Consider the following 16,819-nt stretch of genomic DNA (forward strand, 5'->3'; position numbering starts at 1 on the left):
ATGGATCGCGATCGCGTCGATCAGATCATCGATGGACACCAGAGCGAAGCCAGCTCGCTGATCCAGGTGCTGCTTGATATCCAGGGCGAGATACACTGGCTGCCCAGGGAAGCCCTGGAGCGGATCAGCGAACGGCTGGAGGTCCCGCTTTCGACGGTGCAGCACATCACCACCTTCTACAAGGCGTTCAGCCTGGTCCCGAAGGGCCGTCACCAGGTCCACATCTGCCTGGGCACCGCCTGTCACGTCCGGGGCGCGCCGCGGGTCCTGGACGCGGTGCAGGATCTGACCGGCCTCGAGCCCGGCGAGACGGACATGGACCTGAAGTTCAGCCTGGAGACCGTCAACTGCCTCGGCTGCTGCGCACTGGGACCGGTGATCGAGATCGACGGCAAGACCCACGGCAACGTGTCGACCGCGAAAACGGCAGACGTGCTGAAGAGCTACGAGTAGAGGAAACCCATGGCGCGATTCAGTACACCATTCCGGACAAAACAGGAACTCGCCGACTACCGGCAGGCTCTGGCCGACCGGAGGCCCCCCGACCGGCCCTGCGTCTCCATCTGCGCCGGGGCGGGTTGCCTGGCTTCGGGCGCGAGCGAGGTCATCGCCGCCTTCGAGACCGAGCTCGCGGCGCAAGGTCTTCAGGAAGGTCTCGGGACGGACGTCGATACCAGGGGCGCCGGCTGCCCGGGATTCTGCGAGCGGGGCCCCGTGGTGGTCCTCCATCCCGAGGGGATCTGCTACCTCCAGGTCAAACCCGAAGACGTCCCGGAGATCGTCTCGCGGAGCATCAAGGGCAAGGAGGTGGTCGAGCGTCTGCTCTACGAGGATCCGGCCACGGGCGAACGGGCGGTCCACGAGGCCGACATCCCGTTCTACAAGCTCCAGGAACGGACCCTGCTCTCCAGCAACATCCTGATCGACTCGCGCAGCATCGACGACTACCTGGCCATCGGCGGATACGCGGCGCTGGTCAGGGCCCTGTTCGAGATGGGCCCCGAGGCGGTGCTGGAGGAGATCAAGAAGTCCAACCTCCGGGGCCGGGGCGGGGCCGGCTTCCCCGCGGGTCGCAAGTGGGAGGGCTCCCGCAACGCCCCCGACAAACCAAAGTACGTGCTCGTCAACGCCGACGAGGGGGACCCCGGGGCGTTCATGGACCGGGCGCTGCTGGAGGGGAACCCCCACTCCGTTCTCGAGGGACTGATGATCGGCGGCTTCACCATCGGCGCCGACGAGGGCTACATCTACGTCCGGCAGGAGTACCCCCTCGCGGTGAAGAACGTACGCCACGCGATCGCGCAGGCCGAGGCGTGCGGCCTGCTGGGCGAGGACATCCTCGGCTCCGGCTTCGACTTCACGATCAAGGTGCACAAGGGGGCCGGCGCCTTCGTCTGCGGCGAGTCCACGGCGCTGATGACGGCACTGGAGGGCCGGGTCGGCGAGCCCCGGCCGAAGTACGTCCGCTCCAACGTCAAGGGGCTCTGGGGCAAACCCACCGTGCTGAACAACGTCGAGACCTGGGCCAACGTGCCACTGATCGTAGAAAGGGGTTCCGACTGGTTCACGCGGATCGGCACAGAGGGAAGCAAGGGCACGAAGATCTTCTCCCTGGTCGGCAAGATCAGGAACACCGGCCTGGTGGAAGTGCCCATGGGCATGCCGCTGCGGGACATCATCTACGAGATCGGCGGCGGCATCCCGGGCGGGAAGAGGTTCAAGGCCGTGCAGACGGGCGGGCCTTCCGGCGGCTGCCTCCCCGAGGAGATGCTGCATCTCGAGGTCGGCTTCGACGAGCTGACCGGCGCCGGCTCCATGATGGGATCCGGCGGCATGATCGTCATGGACGAGGACAACTGCATGGTGGACGTCGCCAGGTATTTCATCAACTTCCTGACGGAGGAGTCCTGCGGCAAGTGCCTTCCCTGCCGCGAGGGTCTGCGGCAGATGCACAGGATCCTGACGAACATCTGCGAAGGAAGAGGCCGCGACGGCGACATCGAGACCCTCGAGGAGCTGTCCGAGGTTCTCACCGAGGCTTCGCTCTGCGGCCTCGGACAGAGCGCCGCCAACCCGTTCCTGAGCACGTTGCGCTACTTCCGCGCGGAATACGAGGCGCACATCGAGCAGAAGCGGTGCCCGGCTCTGTCCTGCAAGGGGCTGGTCTCGTACTGGATCGACCCGGACAAATGCACGGCGTGCATGCTCTGCCTGAAGCAGTGCCCCTCGCAGGGAATCGAGGGCGGCAAGAAGCGGATCCATGTGATCGACCAGGCGAAGTGCGACGCTTGCGGCGTGTGCTTCGAGGTCTGCCCCGACAAGTTCGACGCGGTGAGGAAGATCTCGGGCGGGCCCGTCCCGGGTCCCCTGCCGATGGAGGAGCGGACGCTCCGGACGAGCGGGAAGGGGGCAGTGCAATGAGCGACATCCGCCTGCAGATCGACGGCCGGGAAGTCCGCGCAAGCGAAAGCATGACCTTGCTGGAGGCGGCCCGCGAGGCGGGGATCCCGATCCCGACCCTCTGCCTTCACGACGCCCTGGAGCCCTTCGGAGGATGCCGGCTGTGCATCGTCGAGGTGGAAGTGCGCGGATGGAGCCGGCTCGTCGTGTCCTGCGTGTATCCGGTGGCCGCCGACCTGATCGTCACGACGCGCAACGAAAAGATCGACCGGATCCGCAAGACCCTCCTGGAGCTGCTGCTGGCCCACGCCCCCCATGCTCCTGCCCTGCAGGAGATGGCCGCGGAGTACGGAGCGGACCGGGGCCGGTTCGAGCAGGAGGCCTCCTTCTGCATCCACTGCGGGCTGTGCGTCCGCTACTGCGCCGAGGTGAAGAAGAAGCACGCCGTGGGGTTCATCGACCGCGGCATCCGGAAAGAGATCAGCTTCCTGCCGGAGATCGCCGCCAAGGAGTGCAGCAGCTGCAAGGAATGCTTCCCGCTCTGCCCGACGTCGTACCTGCAGGCGGCCTTTGTGCTGGTCGAGGCCCTCACGTCACGCCGATGATTCGGAGCGCATGTACGCTGCGACCTGCGTGTGGCGCTGCGCCAGGATCCCCATCCGTCCGCGCCCTGGCTCGAGTTTTCCGCGGCCGGCGTCGCCGCAGCGCCGTCGGTCGAGGGCGTCTACCGACTCCTCGACGAGAAAAAGGGGTTCCACGCCACCGTGGGCTTGGACAACCTGCATGAAGCGTTTAGCGGGTTGCTCGAGACCCCGGACAAGGCCCGCTTCCTCTTCTTCGGCGAATCGTAGTGGACGGCTCGCCTCAATTCCAGGCGTCGCCGAGCTGCCCAAGCCCACTCACGGCGTCGCTGGTGAACCTCGGCGGAATTCCGAAACGCTCCGCGACGATCTGGACCAGTTCGTCGCGGCCGGCCAGCTTCCGGATGTCCGACACGGTTCCCCTGGATTCGATGACGGTCAGATTGTGAATGACCAGGAAACGGTCGGGAAAGAAGCGCGCAAGCAGGATCGCGTTCATGAAGGTCGCCTCGGCCCGATAGGAATCGGCGATGACCGCCCGGAAGTCGGCTATCCTCCTTGGCGCCGGCTTGGCGACGTAGCCGTGCTTCAAATCGCCGTCCCGGTACAGCTCGAGCCTCGAACGCCCCTCGGCGTCCTGCGGTTTGAGCACATAGCGATCACGGCCCGATCCGACGACATGATCCACCGCCAGATCACGGGGCAATGGGGCCACCAGCGGTGCCGCATAACCGACATCCACCAGATACTGTCGTTTCTCCAGATCCACCATGCTGACCAGATGGACGTCGGGACCGGACATGTCGGCGCCGCACAACGTCGTCCGATACCCCAGGTTGGCGAGCAGCTGGTAGAAGTAGAAGTTGTTGGGGTAGCAGGTCCCGCCGAAGTTGAACTTCTCGATGCCGTCGAGGAACGACTCGAGACCTGGCAATCCCCGAAGACCCCGATGCTTCATGCAGTACAGCTTGGACACGTTCTCGAAGGGCACCCGGCACACGTGGGCCCGCACGAGTTCGCGCAATCCCGCCACACTCGGCCTGCCTCCCGGGACTCCCAGGAGACCGAGGTAACGCGCCAAGAACACAGGCGGCATGGGTGGATACGGTATTGTCACTTCCGGGGGGCCTTCATCCTTCGCCAAGTCCGGGTCGAGCGGTCCGGTCCGCGCGGGACTATGCAAACCGAGTGTGCTTGGTGCGCCATTTCCTGAGAGAGATCCCCAGCCAGAAGCTGTAGATCCCGAGGGTGATGATCGTCAGGAGCAGCCACTTGATCCAGTTCCCGAAGAGCTGCGACGCGGTCCCATCGAAGGAAAGCCGCCGACCGTTGATCACGGTATGCTTGGCTTCCCAGGCGAACATCATGCAGAATGCCCAGGGATAGCAGATGCCGAGGGTGAAAACCGTGACCAGGATCCCGAGGAGCGACCAGCCGATCAGCTGCAGGAGGCCGCCGTCGAAATATGAATCGGCTGCAGTGTCGCCGTCTACGCGCACGGTAACGTTGACGTCGCTGGACATGGGACTCTCCTTTGTGACGGTTGGTGGATCCGAGGGTCCTAGAACCAGTTCTTCTTGCCGATGATGTAGGCCGCATGAAACTCGGCGTCCGACTTGGTCAGATAGAGGATCCCTTCTATCAGGCCGATAGTGCCCATGACACCGGTGGCTATGCCCACGGTCAGCAACCCGAGAACGAGCGATATCAGCAGCATGATGATTCCCGCTCCGGTATATCCGAGATAGAACTTGTGGACCCCGAGAGATCCCAACAGGATTCCCAGGATACCGGCCGTGACCTTGTTCTTGCCGCCTGCCCCGGCTGCCGCACCCCGGCCGAGCATGGCGCCGCAACTCGTGCACATGACCTGGTTTTCCAGCGTCTCCTTGCCACACGCCTGGCAGAACTTCTTCTCCGAGAGTGGAGAAACGCCGCAGCCTGGGCAAGCCAGGGCATTTTCGTTCAGTTCCTTGCCGCAGTTTCGACAGAACATGAGAATCTCCTTCCGAGAAATGGATTGCGAAATCCGGACGGAAGATCGATCCAGGCCAGGTCGGGCCGCCTCTTCGGTTCGAACCTCGCCTATAGATCCCCTCCGTCGGGGTACGGAGAGAACTGGTCCGCGATCACCCACCACCGGCCGGCGTCTCTGACCAACACTATCATGTCGCGACCCGAAGGGCGAAAGCTCATTCCAGCTCGCTCACACCGCATCTCGTAAGAGTACGTCACGATGGCGGTGTCGCCGTAGACGCGGATGTTCGGATTGTGGGTCTGCCACGAAATGATCTTGGTGGTCTCCGCGTACTCCGTCCAGGCCGAGACACAGGCCTCTCGCCCTAGCAGCGGCATCCGGTCCGCTGGCGTGATCGCGACCATCGTCTCGTGGAAATAGTCGCGCAGATCCGCCGCGCTCCCGGTGGTCCAGCACCGATTCAGCGCTTCCACGGGGTCCCACACCTCGGTTTCAACAGCATTCATGGACGGCTGCCCCCTCGTCGATCTGCCGGCCCGACATGGCGTCGAGCCGCGGGTTGGCCCCGGCGCCCGGGTCACTCTGGTCCATCAACTACCGGCTGGCTACGGTCCACGCACTTCACCGACAGGAGGAGCATCATCAGCAGGCTCGCCGCCTCCACCGGGACATCGAGCATCGCGTAGCCCAGCCGGTACTCGCCGAGGTACACCGAAAGCATGTCCAGAGCGATGGCCAAGATGTTTGCCGCGGCGATCACGGCCGCTGCCCATCGTCGAGTTAGCGGGGACCTGGCGACGAAGACGTAGAGCAGGGAATATGGGACAATGCTGCCTCCCGCGCCACGAAGCATGCCGAGGATGACGGGATCCTGCGGTCCCGCGATCCGGGCGATGAACGCGGGGAACAGCACGAGCGCGAGACCCATGGCCAGGAAGTAGAGGGCGCACACGTAGCAGACGACGCGGAATCCGTCCAGGAAGCCGCGGTGCGAACTTGCGGAAGAACCATCCATCGCCTCTCCTCACGGAGACTCCCCGACGGCTTCGATGAACCGCAGGAGTTTCCGTTCGTCCAGTGCACCCGAAGTGCGAACCCCGGTGCATATGTCGACCCCGAACGGATGAACCGCACGAATCGCACCGCCCACGTTTTCCGCGCCCAGCCCGCCGGCGAGGAATACCGGGACAGGCGAGTCCCTGACGATCCTGGCGCTGAGAGACCAGTCATGCGTGCGGCCCGTACCGCCGAGTTCCTTGACCGGAAGGGACCGATTCCCGGAATCGAGCAGAAGCGCGTCTACCGCGCGCGCAACCCGCATCGCTTCCGAAACCGCCTCGTCGCCGGCGACATGGACGACCTGCACCAGCGAGATCCCGGGCATGGCTTCGCGCAATTCCGCGTGAACCTCCGGGGGAAGACGGTCGCAGAGCTGCACGGTGCTCACCCGGCACCGTTTCTGCTGGGCGACGATCTCCGCGGTGTCGGTCCTGCTGGTGAGCAGGAACGTGGCGATCGGCGGTGGCACCGTTGCGACGATCTCCGCAATGAGAGCTTCCGGAATGACGCCCGGACCGCTCGGCATCTCGGATACGAAGCCCAGCGCCGACGCCCCGAGACGGACGGCAAGGCGGGCCTCCTCGACCGAACCGATGCAGCAGATCTTGATTCGTGTCATTGCCTGCCCGCTTGTCCCCGACGTGCCGGGCTTCGTCCGGCTCGGCCGGGCTGAGGGATGCTCCGGGTCAACGCCATGGTGGCCCAACCGCACCCGGGATGCCATTGAATAATCGACCCCGATGGACCATCATCGATGCGTTCCAGATGGCCTCCCGGCCCGGCCCCCGGAGCGTGAACCGGGAATGCACCGTCTTGTCACGCGGACACCCTCCGCGTCCGGCTATACCCTGGTGCGGCACGCGCGGCATTTCAGGAGCGTAACATGGCCTCCCGGAAACCGATCGACTACTTGACCGAGGCAGACAGGCTGGAGCAAGCCGGTGATCTGGTGAAGGCTGCCGAAGCGGCGGCACGGGCGCTCGCTCTCTCGCCGGAGACCGACGAGATCCGCCTGTACCTGGCCAAGCTGCTCAAGCTGAACGGCAGGACGGACGAGGCGTACGCCCACTATCGCCGCCAGTTGAAGCTGGGCAGAACCGATCTGGATCTGCAGGTGAACCTGGTCGAGATGCTGAGGCTGCAGACCGACCGCGCCGCGGATCCAGATCTCGAGGACGAAATCCGGCAATGCCTGGCCTTCCCGAATGTCGATCATAACATGTTGGCCCGGGTGGCCGCCGCCCGGCTGAACCACAAGCACCCTGCCGGGCCGCGGATGAAGCCGCCCGATCCCGCCGAATGTTGCAAGGATGATTTCCTGATCTCCACCCTGGCGAAGATCTACTTCACCGACAGCGATCTGGAACCGACGCTGAAGGCCCTGCGGCGGGCACTGCTGCTGGAGATCCTCTCATCCGGAACCCTGTGTTCCGACAGGGTGGGCCTGATCACCGCCATGGCGCTGCAGGGCGCCAACAACGAGTACGTTTATGGCATCGACGACCAGGAAAAGCGGATGCTGGCGGCACTGCTGCAGCTGCAGGAGGCGCTGATTGCCGGCGACGGGCCCTCGACGGGCCTCCTCGGCGCGGTGCTGGCTGCGGCGATGTACATGCCGATCTGCGATATGCCCGTCGCGCACCGACTGCAATCGATTCACCTGACCGATTGGCCGGAAAACGTGAGACCGCTGATCAGCAGCACGCTGCTGGATCGACTGGTCGAGCGGGAAATCGCGGCCGCGGTTCCCCGTCTGCTGCCGATCCGGGATGAGGTCTCGAAACTCGTGAAAGCGCAATACGAGGAGCATCCCTACCCTCGCTGGCTGTCGGTGGCTTACCGGCCGAAGGTCAGCTATCGTGCCGATCTGCAGTCGCGTCTGCCGCGGGCCGAACTACCCGATATCCTCGACCGCGGGAAACTGGAAGTGCTGGTCGCCGGTTGTGGTACCGGCCGCCAGCCCATCTCGATAGCGAAGACCTACAAGGACATCTCGGTCACGGCCCTGGACCTGAGCAGCATGAGCCTGGCCTACGGGATGCGGATGGCCGCCGGGATGGGCATCGACAACATCGAATTCCATCAGGGTGACATCCTGGATCTGCCGCACCTGGACAAACGCTTCGCGCTCATCTACTGCTCCGGGGTGCTGCACCATATGCGAGATCCGGTCGCCGGTTGGCGGGTGCTGTGCGGGATGCTGGAGCCGGGCGGCATGATGAACATCGCCCTCTACAGCGAAAGGGCGCGAGCGGTGATCGCAAGGGCCCGCGAGATCATCGCCGGAGCGGGGATCGGCAACGATGCCGAGGCCATCCGCGGTTTCCGGCGCGATGTCCTCGCCGGGCGTTACGGCAAAGAACTGGCGCCATTGACCGGGATCGCCGACTTCTACAGCCTGAGCGGCTGCCGTGACCTGGTCTTCCATGTGCAGGAGCACCGGTTCAGCCTGCCGCGGATCGACGAGATCCGACGCGAACTGGGCCTGGTGGTCATGGGCTTCAACCTGCTGCCGCCCGCCTTCCAGGCTGCCTACCGCAGGAAGTTTCCCGGGGATCCGGGCATGGCCGATCTGGCGAACTGGGACATGCTGGAAGAAATGAACCCCGGCATGTTCCTCAACATGTACAATCTCTGGTTCCGCACCGAAAACTGAGCGCCTGTCGTCGTCTCCGGCGCAGGAGCTCGTCGGGCTTCAATGCCCCCGTTTCCGAGGACCCCGAGTGGTTTTGTGCCGCCGAAGACGACCAAGGCGGACAGGACGAATCCGACACCGGCAAGGCGGGCCGCAATCCGGACTGCCGGATTTCCTGCAACCATGGATACCGCATTCCAACATCGGCCGGAGACACGACGGACGAGCAGGGCCGGCGCGGCTTACCGATCCTCGACCACAGGCTTGAATAATCCGGCTTCATCAGCACCCCGCAAACCCGCATCATACAACCGCTCGTCGACCGGAGAGAGACCAGCGATCATCCTCGGCGTCAGCAGGGAATAGCTCCGGATCGAATCGGTCCGGTCCGCGATGCGCTCCATCGACTCGTCGCTGGTCATCCAGTCGAACGCGTCGTACGCCTCCAGATTCAAGGGCACGGTATAGCTCCGCAGGGTCTTTTCGCGTTCGACGTTGTAGTACTGCTCGAAATACGACATGACAAGTTCACGCAAACTCCGGAATACCGGCTCCCGGAAACGCAGGCCCGCGAAGTTCGATTTGGCGATCGCCCCCCAATGGCCGTCCCGCCTGAACAGGGACAGCAGATGATCGTCATCACGGCCATCCGGGAGCATGTCCAGGATCAGGGGAGGATGGCCGATCCGGCGTAGGGCCGCCGCCGCGAACAAGGCGCCGTCGAAGCAATGCGCGACCCGGTCCCGGAGCACCTTCAACGGGCAGCGGTAGACTGGTTCGCTGCTGTAGGGGATCGAATCGAGAAATCCCTGGATCCTGGCGGGGGTGCTCAGTTCGGCGATCACTCGCCGCTCCGGAGCTGTCAGCGCCTTGATGAAGGAATCGGTTCCGGACATTCAGACCTCCGGCTTCCAGCCCGCGACGTGGGTCGACCGTGCCGCGGCATGCCTGCGATGAAGGATTGCGACAGACCAGTCCGGCATATCGGCTCGGGCATCTGCACGCTGTTGCCATTCTGCACGTGGCCCGTACCGACATGCATATTTACGATGCGTTGAGCTGCGGGTGGATCTGGCGCGGGCCTGGCGAATGCCAGGGCCGAGGCGGGGCCGACCATCGACTCGAACGTCCCGTAATACGGTGAACCCACTACCCTTCCCACATCGCATCTCTATCGCGGCTCTATACGATACCACCAGCTCTCTCCGCCATCTGATGGCATGTAGACCGACCGGCCGTCGTTGAAGATCTTATCCTTGTCGCCGTTGCATGTTGAAAGGAGGATATACTCCTCGGTCACTTCGGCAACCGAGTCGTAGATGACTCCGCTCTCGATGACACACTTCCCGGGGCTGAACAGGCTTTCGTCGATCTGCAGGGGAACTTCTTCGACTGCAGATTCCGAACCCTCCCGAAACATCGAGTAGTCCAGTACGATCTCGGGACCACCGGCCCCTACCTGGCGCAGTCGCAGGTTCTGCTTCCTTGCGATTCCACGATCGGTATAACAGACCTGGGATGCACCGCAGTAGATGTTTGCCGATGCGCTGTCTCCGGCCGCCGAAACGACGAAGTAGTGAGAGTCGGTCCAAATCGTGTAGGCGCCACCTTCAGACACCCACACGCCCGCACGCATCGCGCGAAGCCGCTCGCCTGTTGTCGGAGTGCGGGAACATGACGCGACCGAGAACAACGCGACGGCTATCAGACCTACGAGAACAACTTTCCTCATATCTCCCTCAAATCCGTATAACGCTGCGCATCGGGCGCAGCGAGCCTTGCGGGCCGACGCCTGCATGCGCTTCGGCGGTCGGCCTTCGCAAGCATCGACCCGCACATCACTTCTCGTCAAGCCCGAGGAACCGCACCGCATTGTTGTAGAAGATGTCGCGCTTCTCCTCTTCGGTCAGGAAAGCGGCTGATTCGATCCCTTCCACTGCCATTCCGATGGCCTCGGGCCACACCATCTGGTCTGACCCGAAGAGCAGCCGCCTGCCGAAGCCGGCGCGGACGAGCTCCCGCATGTAGCTGTGGAATTCCTCTCGAGGCAGGATCCAATTGATCGTCGCGAGATCGACGTAGACCTGCGGGTACACCGACAGGATTGCCTTCGTTTCCTGAAGGTACGGGGCCCCGCCGTGCATCAGGTAGATGCGCAACCGTGGGTGGCGAATGAGCACTTCCTCAACGAGGATAGGGTTTCCGAGCGTCACGCGGAAATTCGGGCAGCACGGGTCGTACGGCGTTCCCGGGGGGCCAATCCCCGTGTGGATCCCTACTGGGATATCCATTTCTTCGGCGAGCGCGTAGTAGGGCTCCATGCAAGGGTCGTTCGGCGCCATGCCTCTGTGTTGCAGGATCAACTCGCCCAGAACGTGCACGCGACCCGCTTGTATTTCGGCGCGAAGTCTCGCGAGGTCAGGAAGGGGGCTCGCCTCGTCCACGAACGCGCCAACCATGATCCTGTCCGGCGCGGCCTCACGCCAACGACCGATTGTTTCCGGTGGCCCGCTGGCGACGGCCTTCACGATGTTGTAGCGCTCGAGCTCCGCCAAGGACATGTCGCGAAGTTCGGCGCTCGTTCTCGCGGCGGACGGTCGCCCGGTGACGGGATTCACTGCGGGTGGCTCTCCGTCATCCAGGTGGAAGGCATGAAGATGCATGTCGATGATGGGTGGCCTGCGGCTGTCGATGCTCGTCTGGGCCACCGCGGGGTCCAAGCAAATCGCAGCCACCACAAGCAGGAATACTAGCGCAGTCAATCTCTGCATGAGATCCTCCATCAAGTGCGTGAACCCGCCGCCGACTTCAGCCGGGGCTGAACGAACCGCCGAACGTTGGCTTCAGGTGCAAGAGTCGGTTGGCGCGGACTTGGCGCAAGCCAAGTACGTGACAAGCGGCTTCATCGGCCGTAAGCATTGTCGGGCTAGCCCTCCACATGGCATACCGCGCGTTCATCTCGTTCGACTGACTAGAAAGGCGATTAGAAGAGCCATTACGCCTGGCGCAGCTACCATCACGGTGAGCGGCCATCCCCCATTGAACCGGCCACCCAGGCTGGCCACGAGGCCCGATCCTGCGGCGCCTGCAATGGAAACCCAGATGTAAGCCGTGAATTTGTTCGGGCCTCGCCCGGGTTCGTTGTCCACTTCCCTCACTCCTTCGAATCGTCGGGTTAATTTTGGCTTCACCTGCAAGCGCGACTGGCGCGGCTTGTGCGCCAGCACAAGGCGTGACAGGCGCGATTGACACCGGCGGAGGGATCTCGGGCGCAGATTCACCGACCACAGCCTATCGAGGTCCCCTGAAGTTGATCTGCGCCGATCAAAAATGGTAGAATCGTCGCCTGCCTGGGCACCTGGAAGCGGGAATATGCGGCTGAAATTCCTATTCCCTCCCAGAACGCAGATAGCTCGTTACCGGCCTATGCTGAAATCGGCATAGGCCACGATCGGAAGATCGGACACCCAGGAGAGGCGGGGCGTCGGACCGCGCGTAATTCCTGCGTAACACCCGTTTGCGAAGCTGGTTTCTGCAAGGCCCTGATAGTCGCGGGAGAGGCATCGACGGCCGATGCCCCCGCCGGAGAGGGCCGGGAGGGATAGCAATGAATTCTACGAGAATCGTCGTGATCGCGGTGATCGCCGGGTTCTGTTGCGCCGGAACCGCCGGCGGCGAGGCATGGGACGTCACCGAGGACTGGAGCGACACGCAGAACCCGAATGGCGTCTGGTCCTATAACGCCGCCGTCGGAGATCCGCTCACGGTCCACCAGGAGGACTACGGCCTCTGGGAGGGCGATCCGCCCCAGCCCGCCTGGGCCTTCAATCCCGTGAGCGTCGGCGGGGCCCACCTGCCGAGCTTTCTCCGGTGCACGGACGACGTGACCGGAGGGGGGCTGGACTATCCAATCGGAAAGATCTTCATCCATGGGAACGATGTCTGGAACTCGCCGCCCGTGTATCAGAACGAAAGGGCAAACGTGGCGTGGACGAGCCCAATGGAGGGGGAGGTCGTGATCTCTGGCGGCATCTGGCATCCGAATCCGGGGATCGGGCGGGACGTGGACTGGGAGATATGGCGGAACCAGACGCGTCTGACCGCCGGGACGATCGGTTACGACGATCCTTACTCGTCGGGCTCGATGATGCCGTGGAGCGAGGGATCAGGGGGCGAGGGCGCCCTCGGTGTCGCGGTGGAAGTCGGAGACGAGGTCCGGCTGGAGATCCTCTGGAACCAGAACTTCGTCGCCGCCTACTTCGCGGGGGTCGACTTCCGTATCGAGGAGACCGCGACGGACGTCTCTACCCTGCCGGGACTTCCGGTCTCCCTCGTCCTGGAGCAGAACCAGCCGAACCCGTTCAACCCGGTGACGACGATCCGTTACGGCCTCTCCCTCCCGTCGGAGGTCTGGCTGGGCGTATACGATATCGCCGGCCGGCGCGTGCGGATCCTCCGAGGGGGTGGGGAGGAGACAGCCGGATTCCACGAGGTTCTCTGGAACGGGTGGGACGACTCGGGGAGACCGGTCTCTTCGGGGACCTACTTCTATCGGCTCATTGCCGACGGTCGGTCGGAGGCGAGGCGCATGACCCTGGCACGATAGTGTTCATCGGTGCCCCCTTCATCGGATTGTCTCTTGGCTGTCAAGCGAGAACATCACCAGCGGGCCGTGCCGTCCCGGTCCTGGCCCAGCCAGGACCGGGACGGCACGGAACGGCTTGTGCATGTAGTGCCAGGTTTTGCCATCTCATTCTACAGTTATGACTACCTTTCCTCGGGCATGACCTTGATTCAGATACCGAAAGGCTTCAGGGGTCTGACTGAGCGGGTACGTTCTGTCGATGACGGGTGTGACCTCTCCGGCCTCAATGAGCTTCTTCAGAACAACCAGGTCCTCGTTTTTCGGAATCGAAAGAAACAGGCGTACCTTCTGGCGGGCGAACACCGACAACAAGAGCGCCTTAGCAATGTAACCCAGGCCGCCATTGCCGCTGTTCGGTATTAGAGTCCCTTGGGGAGAGAGCGCGCGCCTGCAGTCTGAAAACGAACGGTTCGCTACATTATCGAGGATAAGATCGTAGCGATGGCCGCTGAGCGTGAAGTCCTCTTCGGTGTAATCAATGACATGGTCCGCGCCGATCGCACGGACCATGTCCACGTTCCTGGTGCTGCAGACGCCGGTCACCTCAGCTCCGAACGTCTTGGCAATCTGCACAGCGAATGTGCCCACACCCCCCGACGCACCATTAATCAAGACCTTGTGCCCTGGCTGCACCCTCCCCGCATCCCGAAGACCATGGAGGGCGGTGAGCGCTGACATAGGAACGGCGGCGGCTTGCTCAAGCGTTAGACTGGTCGGCCTCGGCAGAAGCTTGTCTTCTGCAGTACACACATACTCGGCACAGGTGCGGCCACACTCACCGAAGACTTCGTCACCTGGTTGAAACCGGGTCACGTTCTTACCGACCGCCACAACATGCCCTGCCACATCGTATCCCGGAACATGGTTCTTGGGATTGGGCCACCCGGTAAACAAGCGCACGAGGTACGGCACGCCTCTCATAATAAAGTAGTCGCCTGCATGGAGAGCAGCTGCATGAACGCGAACCAGCACGTCGTCATCCCTCTTGACAACCGGTGTAGCGATTTCCCTGAGTTCGAAGACATCCGGTGAACCATAGTGATTTTGAACGATCGCCTTCACGGGCACTCCTCGAAGCGCGGGGTGATTCGGTCTTGCTGCGTTGGTCCTCCAGAATCTATCAATCTTATAAGATCTTGTGACGTTGGCTTCAGCTGCGAAGTCGATTGGCGCGGCCCTGGCCCCGCCAGGAGCGTGACAAGCGGCTTTGACAGGTGGAGGCCTCATAGGTGTTAGGCAGTCTTCCGGAGGACCCTATAGCTCAGAATCGTAGTCCGACCACAAGACCACAGCACTGACCAACGGGTTTCTCGAAATCCAGGGTCAAACCAGCGATTTCCACCGCTTGCCAGCGCTCCCTTTGGCCTGCCACCAGCCCGATAAGAGTGCCGACGGATCCCAGGAACGCCGCCAATACCCCAGCCTTGGCCTCGGCCTTAAACGACAGCATGCCAGGCTGGTCATCGCCGGACGCAAAGCCTACGAGAGCCCCAAGGCCTGCACCCACGCCAAATCCGACCAAAGCCCCCTTGCCTCGGCCAAATGGACGAACACTTTCTTCGAGCTTAACCATGTCGTCTCGCAAGACCACCAATAGGGGTTCGTTCGCAGCTGTCCTAAATACGAATGCCGAGTCAGTTGCTTCGGCGAGAATGCCGGTAACTTGTCGAGTGCGAAAGCTGTCGGATGAACGGTCGACGATTGTGGCGCGGGCTCGCAGGCCAGGCTGAACTTCCGACCATTCCCCAGCGAGAGCCATCCCACCTGCGGCACAAATGACGAGAAACATGAACAGAATCGTAGGAAATATTCCCGCCTTGGGCACGTCGGCTCCCTTAGAACGAGTTACTCAATATCTGCCTAACGAAAAGGATTGTATCCGGAGCGTCCAGCAAACGCCGGAAGCACCAGGAGCGAGACAGATGCCGTATTCGAAGACCCCGAGGCGGTCCGGATACAATCTGTTGGACATAACCGCGGCCAACTATGGGGATTGTATCGCCACGAGGAGCCTGTGGCGAGTGATTTGTAGGAGCAGGTCCCGTCTGCCGGCCTTGTGCTGGGGGCCACAGTGCGGTTCGATCTGTAGTGGGACACCGGCACGGCTGGCCCTGCTGCCAGGGCCTCGGTGAGCCGGACAAACGCCGCCATCCCCGTCTCTGAACCGGACAGCAGAACCTAGTTCTCTCATGCCGCCCTCCTGTGGCTCTTGTTCCTGGCGACACTACAAGGCGGCGAACGAGCAGTCACCACCGCAGCGATGTCCCCGACTCTCAGCAACCGCCCTTGACGACACACTGGGCAACGGGTCCATCTGGCCGTGTCCAGGTTCCCGTCCTGCACGGCGCCATTGCCGCAGGCTTCGCCCTGGCTGTCTCTTCCGGCCAGCAACCGGCGACATCGGGCGAGCTTCTCGGTCTTGGCCCGGTTGGCCAGCAGCCCGTACTGCCGGATACGCTGAAACCCCTTCGGCAGGACGTGCAGCAGGAAGCGTCGGATGAACTCGTCAGCGGCGAGGGTCATCACCCGCTGCTGGTTGTCATGGCGGTAGTCCTTCCACTGGAACCGCACCGTGGCGTTGTCGATGCTCAGGATCCGCCGGTTGGAGATGGCCACGCGATGGGTATACCGGGCCAGGTAGCGCAACACCTGCCTGGGGCCACCGAACAGTGGCTTGGCGTAGACGACCCACGGCTTGGCTCGCAACGTCGCCAACAGTGACTGCCACCGCTCCGGTTCGGCGAGTGCGGCCTGTTCGCCGTGGAACTCCAGCTTCTGTTGCTGTCGGGCCTGCTGGAGAAAGCGCAGGAAACACCCCCGGAAGAACCGTCTGAGCACGGGCACCGGCAGAAAGTAGCGTTTCCGCGAAGCAACCCACTGCTGCCCGTCCAGCGAGAGGCCTCCACCAGGAACCACGCAATGCACGTGCGGGTGGTGGTGCAGGTTCTGGCCCCAGGTGTGCAGGACCGCCAGAAAGCCGATCTCCGCTCCGAGGTGCCGTGGATCCCGTGCGATGGCCGCGAGCGTCTGCGACACCGCCCGAAACAGCAGGCCGTACAGCAGGGCGGCCACCAGGCGAGGCGGTCCGTGGAGCTGCCCCAGCAGGAGCCCCACCTCGGCCTTCGACAGCACCGTGGGCAGGCGTTGCGGTCTCTTCGCCCGCACGAGGCCGTCGAGCCAGGGCAACTCGATCTCCAGCACGTGTCTGTAGAGGAACAGCAGGGCGCTCAGCGCCTGATTCTGGGTCGAGGCGCTCACGCGACGCCTGACGGCGAGATGGGTGAGGAAGGCCGTCACCTCTTCGGCGCCCATTTCCTCCGGGTGTCGCAGACCGTGGAACCTCACGAAGCGGCGGACCCAGTCCACGTAGGCGCGCTCGGTGCGGCGGCTGTAGTGGCGGGTGCGGATGGTGTGTCGGATGCGGTCCAGCAGCCGGGGGCGAAGCGTATCCCTGTCGCTTTCCATGCGTGCGTCTTGGCAAGATGCGGGCCGGCATCTTCTCCGGGATGGCGTCTACGGCG

General features: G+C 63.2%; 18 protein-coding genes. 6 read left to right on the top strand and 12 right to left on the bottom strand.

What is annotated here, in order from left to right; all coding sequences use genetic code 11:
• Genes KJ554_08375 through KJ554_08390 form a run of 4 tightly spaced genes read left to right on the top strand, consistent with a single transcriptional unit; the run spans position 1 to position 3,251 of the window.
• Positions 1-453 (top strand): NAD(P)H-dependent oxidoreductase subunit E, encoded by a 453-nt coding sequence (locus KJ554_08375; protein ID MBU0742345.1) that lies wholly within the window; start codon positions 1-3, stop codon positions 451-453.
• 9 nt (positions 454-462) lie between these two features.
• Positions 463-2,421, top strand: coding sequence for an SLBB domain-containing protein (locus KJ554_08380; GenBank protein ID MBU0742346.1), 1,959 nt, complete (start codon positions 463-465; stop codon positions 2,419-2,421).
• On the top strand, positions 2,418-3,005 hold the full coding sequence (locus tag KJ554_08385; protein MBU0742347.1) for a (2Fe-2S)-binding protein: 588 nt from the start codon (positions 2,418-2,420) through the stop codon (positions 3,003-3,005). Before KJ554_08380 ends, KJ554_08385 begins: the two co-directional genes overlap by 4 nt.
• Positions 3,006-3,035: 30 nt before the next feature.
• Positions 3,036-3,251: a hypothetical protein gene (locus KJ554_08390; GenBank protein ID MBU0742348.1), complete on the top strand. Its 216-nt coding sequence runs from the start codon at positions 3,036-3,038 to the stop codon at positions 3,249-3,251.
• A gap of 13 nt (positions 3,252-3,264) precedes the next feature.
• Here the strand turns inward: KJ554_08390 and KJ554_08395 are convergent, their stop codons facing one another.
• From KJ554_08395 to KJ554_08420, 6 genes are all read right to left on the bottom strand, one after another.
• The gene (locus tag KJ554_08395; GenBank protein MBU0742349.1) at positions 3,265-4,014 is read right to left on the bottom strand and encodes an arylamine N-acetyltransferase; all 750 of its coding nucleotides are present in this window, start codon (positions 4,012-4,014) and stop codon (positions 3,265-3,267) included.
• Positions 4,015-4,156: 142 nt separating this feature from the next.
• Positions 4,157-4,504 carry a DUF898 domain-containing protein gene (locus KJ554_08400; GenBank protein MBU0742350.1) on the bottom strand — a complete coding sequence of 116 codons (348 nt, stop codon included), beginning with the start codon at positions 4,502-4,504 and terminating at the stop codon, positions 4,157-4,159.
• Positions 4,505-4,542: 38 nt separating this feature from the next.
• Positions 4,543-4,977, bottom strand: coding sequence for a TM2 domain-containing protein (locus KJ554_08405; protein MBU0742351.1), 435 nt, complete (start codon positions 4,975-4,977; stop codon positions 4,543-4,545).
• 89 nt (positions 4,978-5,066) lie between these two features.
• Positions 5,067-5,465, bottom strand: coding sequence for a nuclear transport factor 2 family protein (locus tag KJ554_08410; protein MBU0742352.1), 399 nt, complete (start codon positions 5,463-5,465; stop codon positions 5,067-5,069).
• A 71-nt stretch (positions 5,466-5,536) separates the two neighbouring features.
• Positions 5,537-5,974, bottom strand: coding sequence for a hypothetical protein (locus KJ554_08415; protein MBU0742353.1), 438 nt, complete (start codon positions 5,972-5,974; stop codon positions 5,537-5,539).
• Between the two features lie 9 nt (positions 5,975-5,983).
• Positions 5,984-6,637: a phosphoribosylanthranilate isomerase gene (locus KJ554_08420; GenBank protein MBU0742354.1), complete on the bottom strand. Its 654-nt coding sequence runs from the start codon at positions 6,635-6,637 to the stop codon at positions 5,984-5,986.
• A 264-nt stretch (positions 6,638-6,901) separates the two neighbouring features.
• Here KJ554_08420 and KJ554_08425 point away from each other — a divergent pair, with 264 nt between their 5' ends.
• Complete coding sequence (locus KJ554_08425) at positions 6,902-8,674, top strand: class I SAM-dependent methyltransferase (protein MBU0742355.1); 1,773 nt, start codon at positions 6,902-6,904, stop codon at positions 8,672-8,674.
• 221 nt (positions 8,675-8,895) lie between these two features.
• On the opposite strand, the gene KJ554_08430 is transcribed toward KJ554_08425, so the two are convergent.
• The 3 genes from KJ554_08430 to KJ554_08440 all read right to left on the bottom strand — a co-directional run bounded on the left by KJ554_08430 (position 8,896) and on the right by KJ554_08440 (position 11,424).
• Positions 8,896-9,528, bottom strand: coding sequence for a hypothetical protein (locus KJ554_08430; GenBank protein ID MBU0742356.1), 633 nt, complete (start codon positions 9,526-9,528; stop codon positions 8,896-8,898).
• 296 nt (positions 9,529-9,824) lie between these two features.
• Positions 9,825-10,385: a hypothetical protein gene (locus KJ554_08435; GenBank protein ID MBU0742357.1), complete on the bottom strand. Its 561-nt coding sequence runs from the start codon at positions 10,383-10,385 to the stop codon at positions 9,825-9,827.
• 106 nt (positions 10,386-10,491) lie between these two features.
• Positions 10,492-11,424, bottom strand: a complete 933-nt coding sequence (locus KJ554_08440) for an amidohydrolase family protein (GenBank protein ID MBU0742358.1) — start codon at positions 11,422-11,424, stop codon at positions 10,492-10,494.
• 836 nt (positions 11,425-12,260) lie between these two features.
• Between KJ554_08440 and KJ554_08445 the strand changes: the two genes are divergently transcribed.
• Positions 12,261-13,259 (top strand): hypothetical protein, encoded by a 999-nt coding sequence (locus tag KJ554_08445; protein ID MBU0742359.1) that lies wholly within the window; start codon positions 12,261-12,263, stop codon positions 13,257-13,259.
• 144 nt (positions 13,260-13,403) lie between these two features.
• Here KJ554_08445 and KJ554_08450 read toward each other — a convergent pair whose 3' ends face one another.
• The 3 genes from KJ554_08450 to KJ554_08460 form a co-directional block, all read right to left on the bottom strand.
• A complete protein-coding gene (locus KJ554_08450; protein ID MBU0742360.1) occupies positions 13,404-14,360 on the bottom strand; it encodes an NAD(P)-dependent alcohol dehydrogenase in 957 nt (318 codons plus the stop codon).
• Positions 14,361-14,559: 199 nt separating this feature from the next.
• Complete coding sequence (locus KJ554_08455) at positions 14,560-15,123, bottom strand: hypothetical protein (GenBank protein ID MBU0742361.1); 564 nt, start codon at positions 15,121-15,123, stop codon at positions 14,560-14,562.
• A gap of 362 nt (positions 15,124-15,485) precedes the next feature.
• Entirely contained in the window at positions 15,486-16,763 is a 1,278-nt protein-coding gene (locus KJ554_08460) for a transposase (GenBank protein ID MBU0742362.1), read from the bottom strand.
• Positions 16,764-16,819 lie beyond the last annotated feature (56 nt).

This window comes from bacterium (genome assembly GCA_018814885.1).
Taxonomy (GTDB): Bacteria; Krumholzibacteriota; Krumholzibacteriia; order LZORAL124-64-63; family LZORAL124-64-63; genus JAHIYU01.

Bases quoted from the DNA above. Each gene is read 5' to 3' on its own strand.
- KJ554_08445 (MBU0742359.1), top strand. From the start codon at position 12,261: ATGAATTCTACGAGAATCGTCGTGATCGCGGTGATCGCCGGGTTCTGT.
- KJ554_08385 (MBU0742347.1), top strand. From the start codon at position 2,418: ATGAGCGACATCCGCCTGCAGATCGACGGCCGGGAAGTCCGCGCAAGC.
- KJ554_08420 (MBU0742354.1), bottom strand. From the start codon at position 6,637: ATGACACGAATCAAGATCTGCTGCATCGGTTCGGTCGAGGAGGCCCGC.
- KJ554_08410 (MBU0742352.1), bottom strand. From the start codon at position 5,465: ATGAATGCTGTTGAAACCGAGGTGTGGGACCCCGTGGAAGCGCTGAAT.
- KJ554_08460 (MBU0742362.1), bottom strand. From the start codon at position 16,763: ATGGAAAGCGACAGGGATACGCTTCGCCCCCGGCTGCTGGACCGCATC.
- KJ554_08435 (MBU0742357.1), bottom strand. From the start codon at position 10,385: ATGAGGAAAGTTGTTCTCGTAGGTCTGATAGCCGTCGCGTTGTTCTCG.
- KJ554_08415 (MBU0742353.1), bottom strand. From the start codon at position 5,974: ATGGATGGTTCTTCCGCAAGTTCGCACCGCGGCTTCCTGGACGGATTC.
- KJ554_08400 (MBU0742350.1), bottom strand. From the start codon at position 4,504: ATGTCCAGCGACGTCAACGTTACCGTGCGCGTAGACGGCGACACTGCA.
- KJ554_08380 (MBU0742346.1), top strand. From the start codon at position 463: ATGGCGCGATTCAGTACACCATTCCGGACAAAACAGGAACTCGCCGAC.
- KJ554_08375 (MBU0742345.1), top strand. From the start codon at position 1: ATGGATCGCGATCGCGTCGATCAGATCATCGATGGACACCAGAGCGAA.
- KJ554_08405 (MBU0742351.1), bottom strand. From the start codon at position 4,977: ATGTTCTGTCGAAACTGCGGCAAGGAACTGAACGAAAATGCCCTGGCT.
- KJ554_08425 (MBU0742355.1), top strand. From the start codon at position 6,902: ATGGCCTCCCGGAAACCGATCGACTACTTGACCGAGGCAGACAGGCTG.
- KJ554_08440 (MBU0742358.1), bottom strand. From the start codon at position 11,424: ATGCAGAGATTGACTGCGCTAGTATTCCTGCTTGTGGTGGCTGCGATT.